Consider the following 16,874-nt stretch of genomic DNA (forward strand, 5'->3'; position numbering starts at 1 on the left):
AAGGGCCAGTCGCCCCGGCGAGCGGGTGGGCCCGGGCACGGGCCGTTTACATCCCACGAATTGTCGGGGCCGGGCGTAAGGTGCTCTCATGCGAGCTGTCCGTGATCATGAACGGGCGGTGGACACGCTGCGGCAGTCCTACGCCGCGGTGCCCGCCGGCGAAACCGTACGGTTGGCGAAACAGACCTCGAACCTCTTCCGCCCGCGATCCGCGCCCCGCACGCCGGGGCTGGACGTGAGCGGGCTCACCGGGGTGCTCGCCGTGGACCCGACGGCCCGCACCGCCGACGTGCAGGGCATGTGCACCTACGAGGACCTGGTCGACGCGACGCTGCCGCACGGGTTGATGCCGCTGGTCGTGCCGCAACTGCGCACCATCACGCTTGGCGGCGCGGTGACCGGGCTGGGCATCGAGTCCACCTCCTTCCGCAACGGCCTGCCCCACGAGTCGGTCCTGGAGATGGACGTCCTCACCGGGGCGGGGGAGCTGATCACCACCCGTCCGCAGGGTGAGCACGCCGACCTGCACCGGGCGTTCCCCAACTCGCTGGGCAGCCTCGGCTACGCCACCCGGCTGCGCATCGAGCTGCAACCGGTCCGCCGGCACGTGGCGCTGCGCAACATCCGGTTCACCCGGCTGGAGGAGCTTGTCGACGCGATCGGCGAGGTGGTCGCCACGGGCTCCTGGGCCGGTGAGCCGGTCGACGCCATGGACGGGGTGATGTTCAGCCCCGGCGAGTCCTACCTGGTGCTCGGCGCGTTCACCGACGAGCCCGAGGGCCGCCCGTCCGACTACACCGGCCAGGAGATCTACTACCGCTCGCTGCGCCGCCGCACCCGCGACGTGCTCACCGCGTACGACTATCTCTGGCGGTGGGACACCGACTGGTTCTGGTGCTCGTCCGCGTTCGGCGTGCAGCATCCGGTCCTCCGGCGGCTCTGGCCGCAGCGCTACCGGCGCAGCGACGTCTACCACCGGATCGTCCGGCTGGAGCACCGGCACCAGGTGGCCGCCCGGGTCGACAGGTGGCGGGGCCGGCCGGCACGCGAGCGGGTGGTGCAGGACGTGGAGATCCCGCTGGCCCGCACGCCCGAGTTCCTGCGTTGGTTCGCGGGCAACGTCAAGATGAACCCGGTGTGGCTCTGCCCGCTGCGGCTGCGTGAGCCGGCCGGCCCGGGATCGGCCCGGGCCTGGCCGTTATATCCGCTCCAACCGGGCGAGACCTATGTGAACATCGGCTTCTGGGGAAGTGTGCCGATCGCGGCGGGCGCCGCCGACGGGGATGTGAACCGGCAGATCGAGCACATGGTGTCGGAGACGGGCGGCCACAAGTCGCTCTACTCCGACGCGTACTACGACCGGGCCGCGTTCGACCGGCTCTACGGCGGGGAGACCTGGCGCGCCGTGAAGGACCGCTACGACCCGGATCACCGACTCACCGGACTGTACGAGAAGGCGGTATCCCGAGCATGAGTCTGACCGACCGAACACCAGGGGCGGCGAGCGCCCCCGCCGGCCCGCCGTCGGGCGGCCGGCGCACCGGACCCACAGTCGCGGACGTGATCCGCGCCGTCACCAGCGGCGACCTGCCGGTTCGGGTCACCGCGTACGACGGCAGCGAGGTGGGCCCGGCCGACGCCGGAATCACCCTGTCGATCCGCACCGAGCGGGGCCTGTCCTACCTGCTCACCGCGCCCGGCGACCTGGGCATGGCGCGGGCCTACGTCAGCGGCGACCTGGGCCTCGACGGCGTGCACCCGGGCGACCCGTACGAGGCGTTGCGGGTGCTCAAGGACGAGATGCCGCTGCGGATGCCGCCGGTGGCCGACGCGCTTGCCCTGGTCCGGGGGCTGGGCTGGGAGCGGCTCCGACCGCCGCCGCCCCCGCCGCAGGAGGCGGCGCCGCGCTGGCGGCGGGTGATGACGGGCCTGCGTCACTCGCGGGTGCGGGACAGCACGGCGATCTCCCACCACTACGACGTGTCGAACGCCTTCTACGAGAAGGTGCTCGGCCCGTCCATGACGTACACCTGCGCGGTCTTCCGCAGCCCGGGTGACACGTTGGAGGAGGCACAGCGGTCCAAGTACGACCTGGTCGCCGGCAAGTTGGCGCTGAAGCCGGGGATGCGGTTGCTCGACGTCGGCTGCGGCTGGGGCGGCATGGTCCGGCACGCGGCCCGGGAATACGGTGTCAAGGCGCTGGGCGTGACGCTGTCCCGGGCGCAGGCGGAGTGGGCGCAGGCCGCGATCGAGCGGGAGGGGCTGGGCGATCTCGCCGAGGTGCGGCACCTCGACTACCGGGACGCGCCGCGTGAGCAGTTCGACGCGATCTCCTCGATCGGGTTGACCGAGCACATCGGGGTGCGCAACTACCCGGCCTACTTCGGCGCGCTGAGGTCCCGGCTCAAGCCGGGCGGGCGGCTGCTCAACCACTGCATCACCCGCGCGGACAACCGCGCCCCGCACCGCTCCGGCGCGTTCATCGACAGGTACGTCTTCCCGGACGGCGAGCTGGCCGGCCCGGGGCGGTTGATCAGCGAGATCCACGACGCCGGGTTCGAGGTGCACCACGAGGAGAACCTGCGCCAGCACTACGCGCTGACGCTCGCCGGCTGGTGCCGCAACCTGGTCGACAACTGGGACTTCTGCGTGAACGAGGTGGGCACGGGCACCGCCCGGGTGTGGGGCCTCTACATGGCCGGCTCCCGGATGGCGTTCGAGCGCAACGGCATCCAGTTGCACCAGGTGCTGGCCACGCAGAACGGCCCGGAGGGGGTCAACGGTTACCCGTTGCGCCCCGACTGGACGCCCTGACCCGTACCGACGAGAGGCCGCGCGGACCGCGCGGCCTCTCGTCGAACCTATTGACAAAGAAGTTTTGTACGTTCAAACTGATTTTGCCATGAGAGATGTCCTGTACCTGGAAGAACGTGAGCAGGCCGAAGTCCTGCTCAAGCCGCAACGCATCGAAGTGCTGCGGCAACTCGCCGAGCCCCGCACCTGCACCGAGGTCGCGGCCCGGCTGGAGCAGACGCCGCAACGCGTCTACTACCACGTCAAGCAGCTGGTCGCGGCCGGGCTGGCCGAGCAGGTCGCCGAACGGCGGGTGCGCGGCATCACCGAAGGCATCTACCAGGCCGTCGCCCGGTCCTACTGGCTCTCCCCCCGGCTGGTCGGCCGGATCGGCGACGGGCGCCGGGTGCGCGACGAGCTGAGCCTCGGCTACCTGCTCGACCTGATGGAAGAGGTCCAGGCCGACATCGCCGCGCTTGATCGCGCCGCCCCCGAACTGCCGTCGATCGGCGTCTCCGGTGAGATCCGGGTGCCCGCCGAGCGACGCCAGGAATTCCTGCACGACCTGCAGACGACGCTGCGGGACCTGTTCACCCGCTACGGCGGCGTCGAGGGAGACGCCTTCAAACTCGCCGTGGCCTGCTACCCGAAAGGTGACAACCATGAGTGAGCCGATGATCGTCCGCGCCCGCCTCGCCGCCGATGTGGCGACCGTCCGCCGGGCCCTGACCGACCCGGCCGAACTACGCGTGTGGCTGGCCGAGCACGCCGAGGTCGACCTGCCCCGGCGGTACGAGTTCTGGGGCCGCTTCACACCCGAGGGCGACGCGCCACACCAGCGACTGCTGCACGCCGACGACAAGACGCTGCGCTTCGCCTGGACGCTCGACGGCGTCGAGACCACCACCGAGATCGAGTTGGCGCCCGACGGCGAGGCCACGCTGCTGACGCTGCGGCAGAGCCACTTCACCTTCGCCGAGGCGATGGACGGCAGCACCATCCGGGGCGTGCTCCAGACGTACTGGGCGCTGTCCATCGCCAACCTCAACGCCCACCTGGAGGGGCGTCCGCTGCTGCCGCGCACCGACTTCACCTCGGCCGACCTGCGCGGCGAGCTGCTGATCGACGCGCCGATGGACAAGGTGTGGACCTCGCTCACCGACTCCGAGCAGGCCAGCGCCTGGTTCGGCTACCCGATCGGCATCGAGCCGTGGGAGGGCGGCCGGTACGCGATGGGCGGCTTCGAGAGCGGCTACGCGGCCAAGGTGCTTGACGTCACCCCGGGCCGGGCCATCTCGATCGACTGGGGACCGACCGGCGTGACCAACTGGGAGCTGGCCGAGTCCGGCGGCCGGACGAAGCTGACGTTCGTGCAGTCCGGCTTCGACGAGGGCAACCCCCCGTACGCGGCGTGGAGTGGCACCGTGGCGGGCCTGGCCGAGCTGCGTCGCTTCCACGAACTCCCCACTTGGCACCCCATCTGGCTCTGAGGGTGTAAGGAGGGGCCCCCGCTTAACGCTTTCGGTATAGGCGGGGGCCCCGCTTAACACCTGCCTCGGGTGGGTAATGGCGGGCGATGTTCTTCATCTTCGGGCTGCGGACCAAGGTCGACCGGTCCGGTGTCGTCAACCAGGTCTGCCGGCACTGCGGCAACCACGCCGCACAGGTGATCACCCGGCGGGTGACCAAGTTCAGCCTCTTCTTCATCCCCCTGATCCCGGTACGCACCCGCTACGCGCAGCAGTGCACGTTCTGCGGCGCCCAGTACGACATCTCCCGCGCCGACGCCGAGCGCCTCCCGGTCGGCTGACCGTGACCAACTTCCTCTGCTGGCTGATCGGCCGGCCGCCGGTCACCCCGCCCGTCGTACCGGTGCACACCGCCACCCGCCCACCGTGCACGCCCGGCCGCCGGCACCGTCGTCGCCGCCGGCCGGTGGCGGGCGCGTCGTCCCCGCGTTCCCCCTGGAACCGCTCCGCCGACCGTTGACCGTCCCAGTGGGTGTTAAGCGGGGCCCCCTCCTCTACCGGAGGCGTTAAGCGGGGGCCCCTCCTTACACTTCAGGGGTGGAAGATCGGCTGGGGGAGATTCGGGGTGGGGGGCCGCCGCGGCGGCACAACGCCCGCACCATCGCCGCGCTGACCGGCAACCCCGGTTGCACCCGGCGGGCCGTGCTGGACAGCGCGGGGGCGGACAAGCCGGCGCTCGCCGAGCGACTCGGCTTCCCGGCCCGGTTCGGGCAGTCCCGCTTCGCGATCACCCGGGGCAACGCCTTCGAGGCGCAGGTCAAGGCGGACGGCGGGGTGGAGCTGTTGCGCCTGGTGGCGGAGCGGCTCGGCGTACCGGTGCCGGCGGGTGCGACCTGGACCGACCTCGGTGGCGACGACGATCGGCCGGAGCGGTCCCGGGTGGCGCTGACCGCCGGCGGTGACGGCCCGGCGTTGTTCGACCATCCGCTGCTCGGGCTGGAGGTGGCCGGCCGGCGGGTGCACCTGGAGCCGGACCTGGTGGCTGCCCGGCTGGGCGGCCGGTTCCACGTCGTGGAGATCAAGTCGTTCCCGGTGATCGACGGGCAGGCCGACCCGGCGAAGGTGGCCGCCGCCGCCATCCAGTCCGCCGTCTACGTGCTGGCGTTGCGCGAGCTGCTCGCCGCCGAGGGACACGACCCGGAGCTGGTCTCGCACGAGGTGGTGCTGATCTGCCCGCGCGACTTCGCCAACCGGCCGGTGGCGAGCCTGCTCGACGTCCGTAGACAACTGCTGGTGCTGCGCCGCCAACTGGCCCGGATGGCCCGCGTCGACGACCTGCTGGCCGCCGTACCGGCCGGTTTCACCGCCGACCCGGCGGCCGACCCGGCCACGCTGGCCGCCGCGCTGCACGAGGTGCCGGCCCGGTACGCCCCGGAGTGCCTGGCCGCCTGCGAGCTTGCCTACTTCTGCCGGCACGAGGCGCGCAACCGGACCGAGGCGTTGGGTCGGCCGGTCCGCGAGGCGCTCGGCGGGGTGGTCGAGGTGGCGGACGTGCTGGCGCTCGCCGACGGCGTACGCGCCCCCGACCCGGAGCAGGCGGAGGCCGCCGCGCTGCTCCGGGCCGCGGCGCGCCTGCGCGCCGAGGCCCGCGCCGGAAACCCCGCGTGAGTACGCGCCGAGACCCGCGCTGGGAACCGCGCGTGAGTACGCCCCGAAGCGCGCGCCGGCCGGCGACCGGGCCTCGTGTCGAGGACTTGCGGTGAGCACGCTGCGCGCGTTGGCCCGGGCGCAGGCGGTCGCCGCCGGGCGGGCGCAGCCGGTGGCCACGGTCCGGCACCTGCACCTGGCCCAGCGGCCCCTGGTGCTGGTGCCGCTGGCGTTGGCCGGTGAGGCGAACGCCCCGCTGGCCGCCCTGGTCGGCGCCGCGCCCGACGAGGCCCGGCTGCTCGTCGTGCCGCAGCCCCGCAACCGCGATCAGCGGTTCGCCTTCGCCGCCGAGCTGGCCGGGGTCGTCCTGCCCTACCTGGACTCGTTCCGTGGCGTGACCGAGGCGGTGGCGGTGGACCGGGGCCGGGACGTCCGCCACCGGTACGTCGACGCCCCGCAGTTGCTGGTGCCCAACCCGGCCGGGGTCACGTTCCTGCGGTTGTTCGGCCGGTCCACCCGGTTCCGCCGCCCGGACGGCGACTATCCGGTGCACCCGTCGGTGCCGCTGCTCGGCCGCTGGCTGACGTTCTTCGCCGAGCGCGCGGAGCACCCCGGCTCGTCGGCGTTGGTGGCGCTGACCGAGGCGCTGACCCTGCACTGGGCGACCGGGCAGAGCGCGGTGGAGGATCTGCACCTGCCGGCGGTGCTCGGCTGGCTCGACCCGCCGCCGGGGTTCACCGGCGCCGAGGCGGCGGCCCGGGCCGAGGATCCGGCATCGTGCCCGCCGGCCGGTCCGGCCACCGACCCGGATTTCGACAACCACCGGCTGGCCCCGGCGATCGAGGCGTACGCCGGGACCGAGGGCGACCCGACCGCTCGCGCCGTGGCGTACGACGAGCTTGTCGGACTGGTGCGCGGGCAGCTCGCGCCCACCTGGGAGCTGATGTGGCGCGGCGTCGGGTTGCTGCGGGCGCTGCCGCCGGGCGCGCGGGTGGCGGGCCGGTGGGCCGGTGACCGGGATGCGTTCTCCGCGTACGCCGAGCACGTGGACGCCGGGGGCGGTCCGCAGCCGCGTCGCGACGGCGCGGTGGTGGCGGCGTCGCGGTTGCAGCGGCTGGAGCGGGCGCTGACCGCGTGGTCGGTGCAGCGGGCGTACGACGATCCGCTGGTGATGGCCGAGCACCGGCTGGCCGGGGAGGCGTTCGTGGGCGAGGTGACGCTCGCCGACCCGAAGCGGGTGGACGACTCCGGTAAGCGGCCGGTGCTGCGCCCGCGGATCCAGGTGGTGACCACCGAGCCGGTGCCGATGCCGGTGGGCGCGACGCTGTGGTCGCCGGCCCGGCCGGGGCAGAAGGCGAAGGTGGTGTTCGTGACCCCGGGCGGCGACGGCAAGACCGAGGTGGTGGTGGAGTTGTCCGGCGGGATGGGGCGCGGGCTGACCGCGCCGCCGGGCAGTGTGCCCGAGGTGGGGGAACGGATCTGCCTGACCAGCCTGTCGGACGGCTTCCTGCCGGGCGGCGCGTTTCCGGCGCCGGAGGAGACACCGTGGACGCACGGCGGGCCGCCGGGCGCGCCGGGTGATCCCGGCGACCCGCCGCCGGCGGAGGCGTGGTCCTGAGCGGATGCCGCTCTTGATCCCTTATGTTCCGGCGTGCAACACGCGGCGTGTCGGACCGCTAACATCCTGCGGACCCGGACCGGAGCCCCCGGTCCGTGCCGGTCCGATCAACGGGGGATTCGTTGAACGTTCATGCCACCCGCCGGTGGGGAGCCGCTCTCCTCGGCGTGGTCACCGTCTCGACCCTGCTGGGCGGCGGTGCCGCCTCGGCCGTCAGCGGCGCCACCCCGGTGCCCGACGGCGTCCACGCCTTCACCGCCAAGATCACCTTCGGTGACCTGCGCGCCTGCACCGGCGCACTCGTCGACCCGAGTTTCGTGGTCACCGCGAAGTCCTGCCTCACCGACGGCAGCACGCCGGCCGCCGCCGGGGCGCCGGCCCGCCCGACCACCGTGCTCGTCGGGCGTACCGACCTGACCTCCACCGCCGGTCACGAGCGCGCCGCCGTCGCCGTCCTCCCGCACCCGGACCGCAACCTGGCGCTGCTCCGGCTCGCCGACCCGATCACCGGCGTCGCCCCGGTCGCGCTCGCCACCACGGCGCCCACCGCGTCGGAGACGCTCACCATCGCCGGCTACGGGCGCACCGCCACCGAGTGGGTGCCGGACCGGCTGCACGCGGCCGACTTCACCGTGCAAGGCGTCGACGCGGCCACCGCCGACGTCACCGGCGCGTCGGCCGGGGCCACCCTCTGCCGGGGCGACGCCGGCGGTCCGGCGTTCCGCACCGTGGGCGGCGCCCCGCAGCTCGCCGCGATCGGCAACACGTCCTGGCAGAAGGGCTGCCTCGGCGAGACCGAGACCCGCGACGGTGCCACCGTCACCCGGGTCGACGACCTGGGCGCGTGGATCCGCGAGCAGACCGCCGACGTGCAGATCTTCGGCCTGACCGCCGCCGGCCAGCTCACCTACGGCGCGATCGACGCGGCGAACGGCGAGCTGCGCGCGAACCGGGTGTCCGCGGCGACGCTCGGCTTCACGCCGACGGCAATGGCCACGCTGAACGCCGACACCATCCTGGTCATCGACAGCGGCGGTCGTCTCCGCCGGGTGGACGTCACCGGCGTCGACCCGTTGACCTTCGACGTGGTCTCGGTGGACCCGGGCTGGTCACCCTTCGTCAACATGACCTACGACGGCTACGGATCGCTGTACTACGTCGACAGTCGGGACGGGGAGCTGATCCGGCGCACGGTGACCACCGCGAAGCCGGCCAGCCGGGACGACCTGACCCGCCCCGTCACGGTCGCCAACAGCGGGTTCACCCAGGTGTCGCTGACCTCGCCGGCCGCCGGACGGGTGCTGGGCCAGGTCGCCACCGGTGAGCTGACGTCCTATCGGATCAACGGCGCGGCCGTGGCCGGCGAGTCGTTCTCCCGCAGTTCGTTGGCGGCGACCGGCTGGGCCGGCTACACCCACGTGCTCTCGCCGGGCGGCGGCTGGTACTTCGCCCGCACCTCGACCGGGGGCCTGGACCGGTTCCGGGACGCCAACCCGGTCGACGGCAGCGGCGCCGACCTGACGAAGTTCAGCACCCCGGTCAGCACCAGCGGGTGGAACCAGGTGCTGCTGTCGGCCCGGCCGTGGACCGGCGTCGTGTCGGTCTTCGGCGCCCGGCCGGACGGCCGGATCTCCTACACCGCGCTCGACCCGGTCACCGGTCAGAAGGTGGCCAGCACGGTCTCCCGGGCCACGCTCGGGTTCACCCCGAAGGCGCTGGCCACGCTCAACTCGGACACCCTGCTCGTCACCGACGGCGCTGCCCTCCACCGGGTCGATGTCACCGGCACCCAGCCGCTGACCTTCACCCGCACCCCCGTCACCGGCTCCAGCAGCGGCTGGAGCCACGACCGCCTGGTGTACGACGGGTTCGGCACCCTGTACGGCATCGCCGGCGGCTCGATCCTGCGCCGCTACACCGTCACCAAGGCGAAGCCGGCCGTCGCCGCCGACCTCGTGGGCGTGGCGGTCTACAACAGCGGGAGCGGCTTCAACCTGCCCACGCTCGCGACCGCCGGCAAGGACCGGATCATCGGCACCACCAACGACAGCAAGCTCGCCATGTACAAGATGGCCACGGGCACCGCGCCGTGGGCCCGGAGTGACCTGGCGGCCAGCGGTTGGGGTGGATTCACCTCGATGTTCTCGCCCGGCAACGGCGCCTACTACCGGCGGGACGCGAACGGCGTGGTGACCGGCTACCTCGACGCCTCGCCGTACGACGGCAGCGGCGCCGACCTGACCGCGTACACGCCGACCGGCACGGCCAGCGGCGGATGGGACGCGATCCTCTCCGCCCGGCCGTACGACTCCTGGCCGGACAGCACCCGCCGCTGGTGACTGGCACTGAAGTCCACTGAGGATGCGGGCCGTCTCCACCTGGTTGAGGCGGCCCGCGTCACGTCCGGTGACCGACACCCCACGACCCTGGCGGCGGCACGCGGTGCTGACTAGGCTTGCGCCGTTCGTCGTCCGCCGTCCGGTCCTCGTCGCCGAGGGCGCACGTCTGGAAGAGAGCCGGAGCGCATCGTTGTCCCCCCGCACGACGTGAGCCTCGCCGCCGCGGCGCCGGCCCGTCCACCGCTCACCGGCCGTGTCGGACTCGTCGCGGCCGTCGTCGTCGTACTCGGGGAGATGGCCTGGCTGGTCGCCGGCCTGCCCGGCGCGGCCCTGGTGAGCGACCTCGGCGCGATGGCGGTGTCGAGCTGGGCGGCGGTGCTCTGCGTCGGCGCGGCCCGCCGGCATCCGGTCAACCTGCGGCGGTTCTGGGCGTTGCTCGCCGTCACCATGATGCTCGCCGCGCTCGGCCGTACGGTGTGGACGGTCGAGCGGCTCGGCGGGATCGAGCTGCCCCACACGCCGCTTGTCGGTGGGCTCTTCACCGCCGGGATCGTCACCGGCACCGCCGCGTTGCTCTTCTCCCGGGCCGGCGGGCGCAGCCTGGTCGGACAGGCCCGTACGCTGCTCGACGGGGTGATCGTCGCGCTGGCCCTCATCCCGGTCGGCTGGGTGGTGGTGTTCCGCGACCTCGCCGACTCCGACGTGTCGGATCCGCTGCGCACGTTCGGGCTGCTCTACCCGATGTTCGACCTGATGCAGCTCACCATCCTGGTGGCGGTCGCCGGGCCGGGCCGCCCGATGTGGCGGGCGCTCACCCTGATCGGCGCGGGCCTGGCCATCCGGGCCGGCGCCGACGCGGTCTACGTCTCCCTGGTCGCGCACGGCAACTACGCGCCGGGGCATCCGGTCGACGTCTGCTGGCCGTTGAGCTACCTGCTGGTCGGCCTGGCCACCGGCCACCCGCCGCCGGGCGGCGGGGAGGGGGAGGACGACGCCGCCGGCGAGTCGCCGCTGCCGCCGTGGTGGCGGGTCGCCTTGCCGTACCTGCCGGTCGGCGGGGCGATCGTGGCCGTGATGCTGTCCCGGCGACCCACCGGGCAGACCCCGCACCTGGTCTTCGTCGGCATGATGGCGCTGCTCGGGGTGCTCGCGCTGCGGCAGGGGCTGGCCGCCAACGAGAACCTGCGGCTGGTCGCCCGGCTGCGCCGGCTGGCCTACTCCGACCAGCTCACCGGCCTGCCCAACCGGCTGACCTTCATCCGGCGGCTGCGCCGCGCGCTGCGCCAGGGCGGCCCGGTCGCCGTGGTGCTGCTCGACCTGGACGGCTTCAAGCAGGTGAACGACCGGTTCGGGCACGCCGCCGGGGACCGGCTGCTCACCACCACCGCGGAGCGCATGCGGGACGCGATCGGCCCGGACGGGATGATCGCTCGGCTCGGCGGCGACGAGTTCGCCGTGCTCGTCGCCGGGGACCGGCCGGTGCCGCCCGAGCGGCTCGCCGTCCGGTTGCTCACCGCCCTGGAACCGCTGCCCGGCGAGGAGGACCTCGGCGTCCACCCGTCGGCGAGCATCGGCATCGCCGAGTACGGCCCGCAGCACAGCTCGCACACCGACCTGCTCCGCGACGCCGACATCGCGATGTACGCGGCGAAGGCGGCCGGCAAGTCCGCGTACCGGACGTGCACGCCGGAGCTGCGCGAGTCGGCGGTCAGCCGGGCCGAGTTGATCGCCGACCTGCGCCGCGCGGTCGACGAGGGTCAACTGCTGATGGAGTTCCAGCCCATCGTCGACCTGGCCACCGGCACGGTACGCAGCGCCGAGGCGTTGGTCCGCTGGCGGCATCCCCGGCTCGGCGTGCTCACCCCGGCGCGGTTCCTGCCGCTGGCCGAGGAGACCGGGCTCATCCTGGCCATCGACCGGTGGGTGATCCACGAGGCGTGCCGGGCCGCCGCGACCTGGCGGGAGCGCGCGCCCGAGGTGACCGTGGCGGTGAACATCGCCGCCGCCCACCTGTGCCGACCCGACCTGATCGCCACGGTCACCGGCGCGATGGGCGCCGCCGGCCTGCCGCCCCGGGCGCTCACGCTCGAACTCACCGAGTCGGCGCTGATCGAGGGCAGCGAGGCGGTGCTCGACCGGCTGGCGCAGCTCCGTGACCTGGGCATCCGCATCGCCATCGACGACTTCGGCACCGGTTACTCCTCGCTGAGCTACCTGCACCGGATCCCCGCCACCGAGCTGAAGATCGACCGTTCCTTCGTGTCCCGGTTGGATGCCGGCGACGCCCGCGCGTATGCCACGGTGGAGATGGTCAACCGGCTGGCCGGCGCGTTCGACCTGGCGGTGGTGGCCGAGGGGGTGGAGACCGGCGCGCAGCACGCGGCGGTCACCGCGATCGGCTGCCGGCAGGGTCAGGGCTGGCGGTACGGCCGTCCGACCGCCCTGCCCGACCTGCTCCCCACGCTTGTCCACGAAAAGATCTCCTCCGGGTGACTTGACCCTCACGCTGCGGGAGGCGGGAGCCTTGGCGGTGGAAGGGAGGGGAATCATGGCGTACACGGTGGGACACGTGGCGCGGGCGGCCCGGGTGACGGTCCGCACGCTGCACCACTACGACGAGATCGGGCTGTTGCGGCCGAGCGGGCGCACGCCGGCGGGCTACCGCCGCTACGACGACGCGGACCTGGACCGCCTTCAGCTCATCCGCTACTACCGCGAGCTGGGTTTCCCGCTGGACGAGATCGCCGGCATCCTGGACGACCCGCACGCCGACCCGGCGGCGCACCTGCGCCGGCAGCACGAGCTGCTGTCCGGGCGGATCGGCAAGCTCCAGGAGATGGTGGCGGCGATCGAACGCGCGATGGAGGCGAGAAAGTTGGACATCAGGTTGACGCCGGAGGAGCGGTTCGAAGTGTTCGGGGACTTCAACCCGGACGACCACGCCGAGGAGGTCCAGCAGCGCTGGGGTGACACGGAGGCGTACCGGCAGTCGCAGGAGCGGGCCAGCCGCTACTCGAAGGAGGACTGGCTGCGCAACAAGGAGGTGAACGAGGACTGGGGGCGGCGGTTCGCCGCGCTGATGGAGTCGGGCGCGCCGGCCGACGGCCCGGAGGCGATGGCGTTGGCCGAGGAGCACCGGCAGCTCATCACCGAGTGGTGGTACGACTGCCCGCTGGAACTCCACACCGGCCTGGCCGACATGTATGTGGCGGACCCGCGGTTCACCGCGTACTTCGAGGCGATCCGGCCCGGGATGGCGGCCTTTCTGAACGAGGCGATCCACGCCAACGCGATCAGCCGGGCCTGACGCCGGCTGGGCGCCCCGAGTCGGTGGCACGACGACCGGCCGGGGGTTCTCAGCCGGACGCCGACCAGGTCACGGCGAGCGTCCGGGTTGTGGCCTCGACCGCCGTGCGGCCAAAGGCCGGTGGAGTGGATGCCGGGACCCAGGCCGCGCACTTGACCAGTCTGCCGAGGGCCGGGGCCGCCCAGGTCGGAGACGTGTGCCTGGGTCACCGCCGGCCCTTCGCCGGCCCTTCGCCGGCCCTTCGCCGGCCCTTCGCCGGCCCGGCTGACCGAGGTGGAGCTGCGCGAGCTTTGCCTACAAACTTGATGGCGCGAATGGATCAGCATGGCGACCGTGCTGCCGCGCCGTTTTGCGGGAGCCGATGGCTGACATGCCGATCCATCTACGCCATCAAGTTTGTAGGCGGCGCGCAGGTCTCCGTCGCCCGTCGTTCGTTGTCGCAGCCGCAGCCGCAGCCGCAGCCGCAGCCGCAGCCGCAGCCGCAGCCGCGCTAGACGAAGACGTCGAGCAGGAGGACGCCGAGGAAACCGACCACCGAGATGATGGTCTCCATCACCGACCAGCTCTTGATGGTCTGCCCGACGGTCAGGCCGAAGTACTCCTTGACCAGCCAGAAGCCGGCGTCGTTGACGTGCGAGAAGAACAGCGACCCGCAGCCGACCGCCAGGGCCAGCAGCGCCACCTCGGGGCCCTGGAGCGTGGCGGCCAACGGCGCGACGATGCCGGCGGCGGTGATCGTGGCGACGGTGGCCGAGCCGGTGGCGACCCGGATGCCGACCGCGACCAGCCAGCCGAGCAGCAGCGGCGACAGGTTGGCGCCCTCGGCGGCGTCGGCGACCAGGTTGCCCACACCGGCGTCGACGAGCACCTGCTTGAAGCCGCCACCGGCGGCCACGATCAGCAGGATGCCGGCGATCGCCGGCAGCGAGCCGCCCAGGAAGCCGGAGACCTGGCTGCGGCTGAAGCCGGTCCGGTAGCCCAGGAAGATCATGGCGAAGATGACGCCGGCGAGCAGGGCGACGATCGGGGTGCCGATGATGTCCAGCGTCTTGCGGCCGGCGGTGCCCTCGTCGAGGGTCAGCTCACCGATGGCCCGCAGCAGCATGAGCGCCACCGGCAGCAGCACGGTGACCACCGCGGCCCAGAGCGCCGGCGCGCGGCGTGAGCGCGGCCCGACCGGCTCGTCGATCGACGCGCCGGGACGGCCGGCGCCAGGGTTGATCAGGTCGTCCTCGGTGACCAGGTCGCCGTCGGCGTCGGCCCGGCCGTCCCCGGGACGGGTCGGGCTGCGATCGGCGGCGACCGCGATGTCGCGGCGGGTGGGCAGCAGCGCCTCCGGCGCGGTGGCCGGCACGTACCGGGCGATGAAGTTGCCGAAGACCGGGCCGGCGATGATCACCGTGGGGATCGCCACCAGCAGGCCGAAGGCGAGGGTCTGACCGAGGTTGGCGCCGAGCGCGTCGATCGCGACAAGCGGGCCCGGGTGCGGCGGCACCAGGCCGTGCAGCACCGACAGGCCGGCCAGCGCCGGGATGCCGATCTTCATCAGCGGCACGTCGACCCGGCGGGACACCAGCAGCACGATCGGCACCAGCAGCACCACGCCGACCTCGAAGAAGAGCGGCAGGCCGATGAGCGCCGCCACACCGGCCATCGCCCAGGGCAACGCGCCGCCGGTGACCCGGGCGACCACCCGTTCGACGATGCCGTCCGCCCCGCCCGACTCGGCCAGCATGCCACCGATCATCGCGCCGAGCGCGATCAGCAGGCCGACCCCGCCGACCGTGGACCCGACCCCGCCGCTGAACGAGGTGACGATCTTGTCGGCGGCGACGCCGGCGACCACGCCCAGCACCGCCGCGCCGAGGATCAGGGCCAGGAACGGGTGCACCTTGCCCCACGCGATGAGCAGCACCACCGCGGCGATGCCGAGCAGCGCGGCGAGGACGAGTTGGGTGTTGCCGGCGTTGGTGAGTGGTTCCGCCGGTGCGGCGAGCAGTGTTACCACGGCGATCACGACCTCTGTTCGGTCAGCGGGGAGGAGCGGTGGGAGGTGGCTCCGGCGGCAGGCTCGGGGCCAACCGTCGCAGCGACGCGAACGTGGGCACGAGCGCGTCGTACAGCTCGGAGAAGAGCGGGAGCAGCGCACCGTACGTGGCGGCGGCGGCCGGGTCGGGGCGGACCGTCTCGTCGATCTGGACCAGGTCGGCGGCGACCTCGATCGAGGGGATCAGACCGAGCGCCTGCATGCCCAGCAGCGCGGCGCCGAAACCGGACCCCTCGTGCCCGGCCGGGAAGCGCACCGGCATGCCGAGCGCGTCGGCGAGGATCTGCCGCCACAGCGGGCTGCGGGCGAAGCCGCCGCTGGCGCGGACCTCGCGTACCTCGTTGCCGGCCGCGCGGACCGACGCCAGGACCAGCGCGAGCTGCTGGCAGACCCCCTCCAGCGCGGCCCGCACCAGATGGGGGCGGCCGTGGCCGTGGGTCAGCCCGACGTACGCGCCGCGGGGCAGCGCGCTCCAGTGCGGGGCACGCTCGGAGAGCAGGTACGGCAGCATGATCAGCCCGCCGGAGCCGACCGGCGCCTGCGCGGCCAGGTCGAGCAGTTCCTCCTCGGCCTGCTCGCCCAGCTCCGGGGCGAGCGCGTCGTGGGCCCACTGGAGCACGATCCCGCCGTTGTTGATCGCGCCGCCGACCACCCAGCGGTCCTCGGTGAGCGCATAGCAGAAGACGCCGCCGAGCGGGTCGACGCCGGGGCGTTCCACCATCACCCGCATCGCGCCGCTGGTGCCGATCGAGCAGGCGACCACGCCGGGCCGCACCGCGCCGAGCCCGAGGTTGGCGAGCGGCCCGTCGCCGGCGCCCACCACGAGCGGGGTGTTCGCCGGCAGGCCGGTGGCCCGAGCCGCCTCGGCGGTCAACCCGGGCAGCACGTGGGTGGTGGGGACGAGCTGGGGCAGCTGCTCCTCGGTGATGCCGGCGATGCGCAGCGCCTCGGTGTCCCAGGCCAGCCGGTGGATGTCCATCAGACCGGTGGCGGAGGCGACCGAGTGGTCGGTGACGAGCGCCTCGGCGAGCCGCCGCAACACGAGGTCCTTGATGCCGACCCAGTGGGAGACCCGCTCGTGCAGCTTCGGCTCCTGCTCGGCGAACCAGACCAGCTTGGGCAGGGGTGCCATCGGGTGCACCGGGGTGCCGGTACGCCGGTGCAGGCCCAGCCCGGACGGCGCGGCCCGGAGCCGCTCGGCCTGCGCGCTGGCTCGGGAGTCGGCCCAGGTGATCGACGGGGTGAGCGGGTTGCCCTCGGCGTCGAGCCCGATCAGGCTGTGCATGGCGGTGCTGAACGACAAGCCGGCGATCGGCGCGCCCAACTCGTCGACGACCGCGCGGATCACGCCGACCACGGCCTCGTAGATGGCGTCCGGGTCCTGCTCGGCCCAGCCCGGGTTCGGCTCCTCAAGCGAGTAGCCGATCGAGTGGCTGGCCAGTTGCCGCCCGTCGGTGTCGAACGCGACCGCCTTGCTGCTCGTGGTGCCGATGTCCACACCCACCACGACGGTCGGGTCGCCCACCGATGCACCTCCACTCGTCACCGGGGGCCGCGTACGCCCCGCCCCTGCGGCTGACGTTACCGACGAGTCGGCCCGCCCGCATGGCGAAGCGACGCCCGGCGGGAAGCGGGTCAATCAGCCGTTCGGTCT

At 73.1% G+C, this 16,874-nt stretch carries 12 protein-coding genes; 10 read left to right on the plus strand and 2 right to left on the minus strand.

What is annotated here, in order from left to right:
- Positions 1-88 precede the first annotated feature (88 nt).
- From O7613_RS00500 to O7613_RS00545, 10 genes are all read left to right on the plus strand, one after another.
- Positions 89-1,474: an FAD-binding oxidoreductase gene (locus O7613_RS00500; RefSeq protein ID WP_282291387.1), complete on the plus strand. Its 1,386-nt coding sequence runs from the start codon at positions 89-91 to the stop codon at positions 1,472-1,474.
- Positions 1,471-2,814, plus strand: a complete 1,344-nt coding sequence (locus O7613_RS00505) for a class I SAM-dependent methyltransferase (protein ID WP_281584774.1) — start codon at positions 1,471-1,473, stop codon at positions 2,812-2,814. Before O7613_RS00500 ends, O7613_RS00505 begins: the two co-directional genes overlap by 4 nt.
- An 88-nt stretch (positions 2,815-2,902) precedes the next feature.
- On the plus strand, positions 2,903-3,463 hold the full coding sequence (locus tag O7613_RS00510; RefSeq protein ID WP_281584773.1) for a helix-turn-helix domain-containing protein: 561 nt from the start codon (positions 2,903-2,905) through the stop codon (positions 3,461-3,463).
- Positions 3,456-4,283, plus strand: coding sequence for an SRPBCC family protein (locus O7613_RS00515; protein WP_281584772.1), 828 nt, complete (start codon positions 3,456-3,458; stop codon positions 4,281-4,283). Before O7613_RS00510 ends, O7613_RS00515 begins: the two co-directional genes overlap by 8 nt.
- A gap of 86 nt (positions 4,284-4,369) precedes the next feature.
- Positions 4,370-4,603 carry a zinc-ribbon domain-containing protein gene (locus O7613_RS00520; protein ID WP_282291389.1) on the plus strand — a complete coding sequence of 78 codons (234 nt, stop codon included), beginning with the start codon at positions 4,370-4,372 and terminating at the stop codon, positions 4,601-4,603.
- A 256-nt stretch (positions 4,604-4,859) separates the two neighbouring features.
- Positions 4,860-5,930, plus strand: coding sequence for a hypothetical protein (locus O7613_RS00525; RefSeq protein ID WP_282291391.1), 1,071 nt, complete (start codon positions 4,860-4,862; stop codon positions 5,928-5,930).
- A 91-nt stretch (positions 5,931-6,021) separates the two neighbouring features.
- Positions 6,022-7,527, plus strand: coding sequence for a hypothetical protein (locus O7613_RS00530; protein WP_282291392.1), 1,506 nt, complete (start codon positions 6,022-6,024; stop codon positions 7,525-7,527).
- 122 nt (positions 7,528-7,649) lie between these two features.
- Positions 7,650-9,866 carry a S1 family peptidase gene (locus O7613_RS00535; RefSeq protein WP_282291394.1) on the plus strand — a complete coding sequence of 739 codons (2,217 nt, stop codon included), beginning with the start codon at positions 7,650-7,652 and terminating at the stop codon, positions 9,864-9,866.
- A 207-nt stretch (positions 9,867-10,073) separates the two neighbouring features.
- Positions 10,074-12,359: an EAL domain-containing protein gene (locus O7613_RS00540; protein WP_282291396.1), complete on the plus strand. Its 2,286-nt coding sequence runs from the start codon at positions 10,074-10,076 to the stop codon at positions 12,357-12,359.
- Positions 12,360-12,414: 55 nt separating this feature from the next.
- On the plus strand, positions 12,415-13,173 hold the full coding sequence (locus O7613_RS00545; RefSeq protein WP_282291398.1) for a MerR family transcriptional regulator: 759 nt from the start codon (positions 12,415-12,417) through the stop codon (positions 13,171-13,173).
- Between the two features lie 490 nt (positions 13,174-13,663).
- Here the strand turns inward: O7613_RS00545 and O7613_RS00550 are convergent, their stop codons facing one another.
- Both O7613_RS00550 and O7613_RS00555 read right to left on the minus strand, forming a co-directional pair.
- Positions 13,664-15,181 (minus strand): SLC13 family permease, encoded by a 1,518-nt coding sequence (locus O7613_RS00550; protein WP_281590484.1) that lies wholly within the window; start codon positions 15,179-15,181, stop codon positions 13,664-13,666.
- A gap of 22 nt (positions 15,182-15,203) precedes the next feature.
- Positions 15,204-16,745, minus strand: a complete 1,542-nt coding sequence (locus O7613_RS00555) for a gluconokinase (protein ID WP_282291399.1) — start codon at positions 16,743-16,745, stop codon at positions 15,204-15,206.
- Positions 16,746-16,874: the final 129 nt, after the last annotated feature.

This window comes from Micromonospora sp. WMMD975, assembly GCF_029581215.1.
Lineage (GTDB): Bacteria > Actinomycetota > Actinomycetes > Mycobacteriales > Micromonosporaceae > Micromonospora.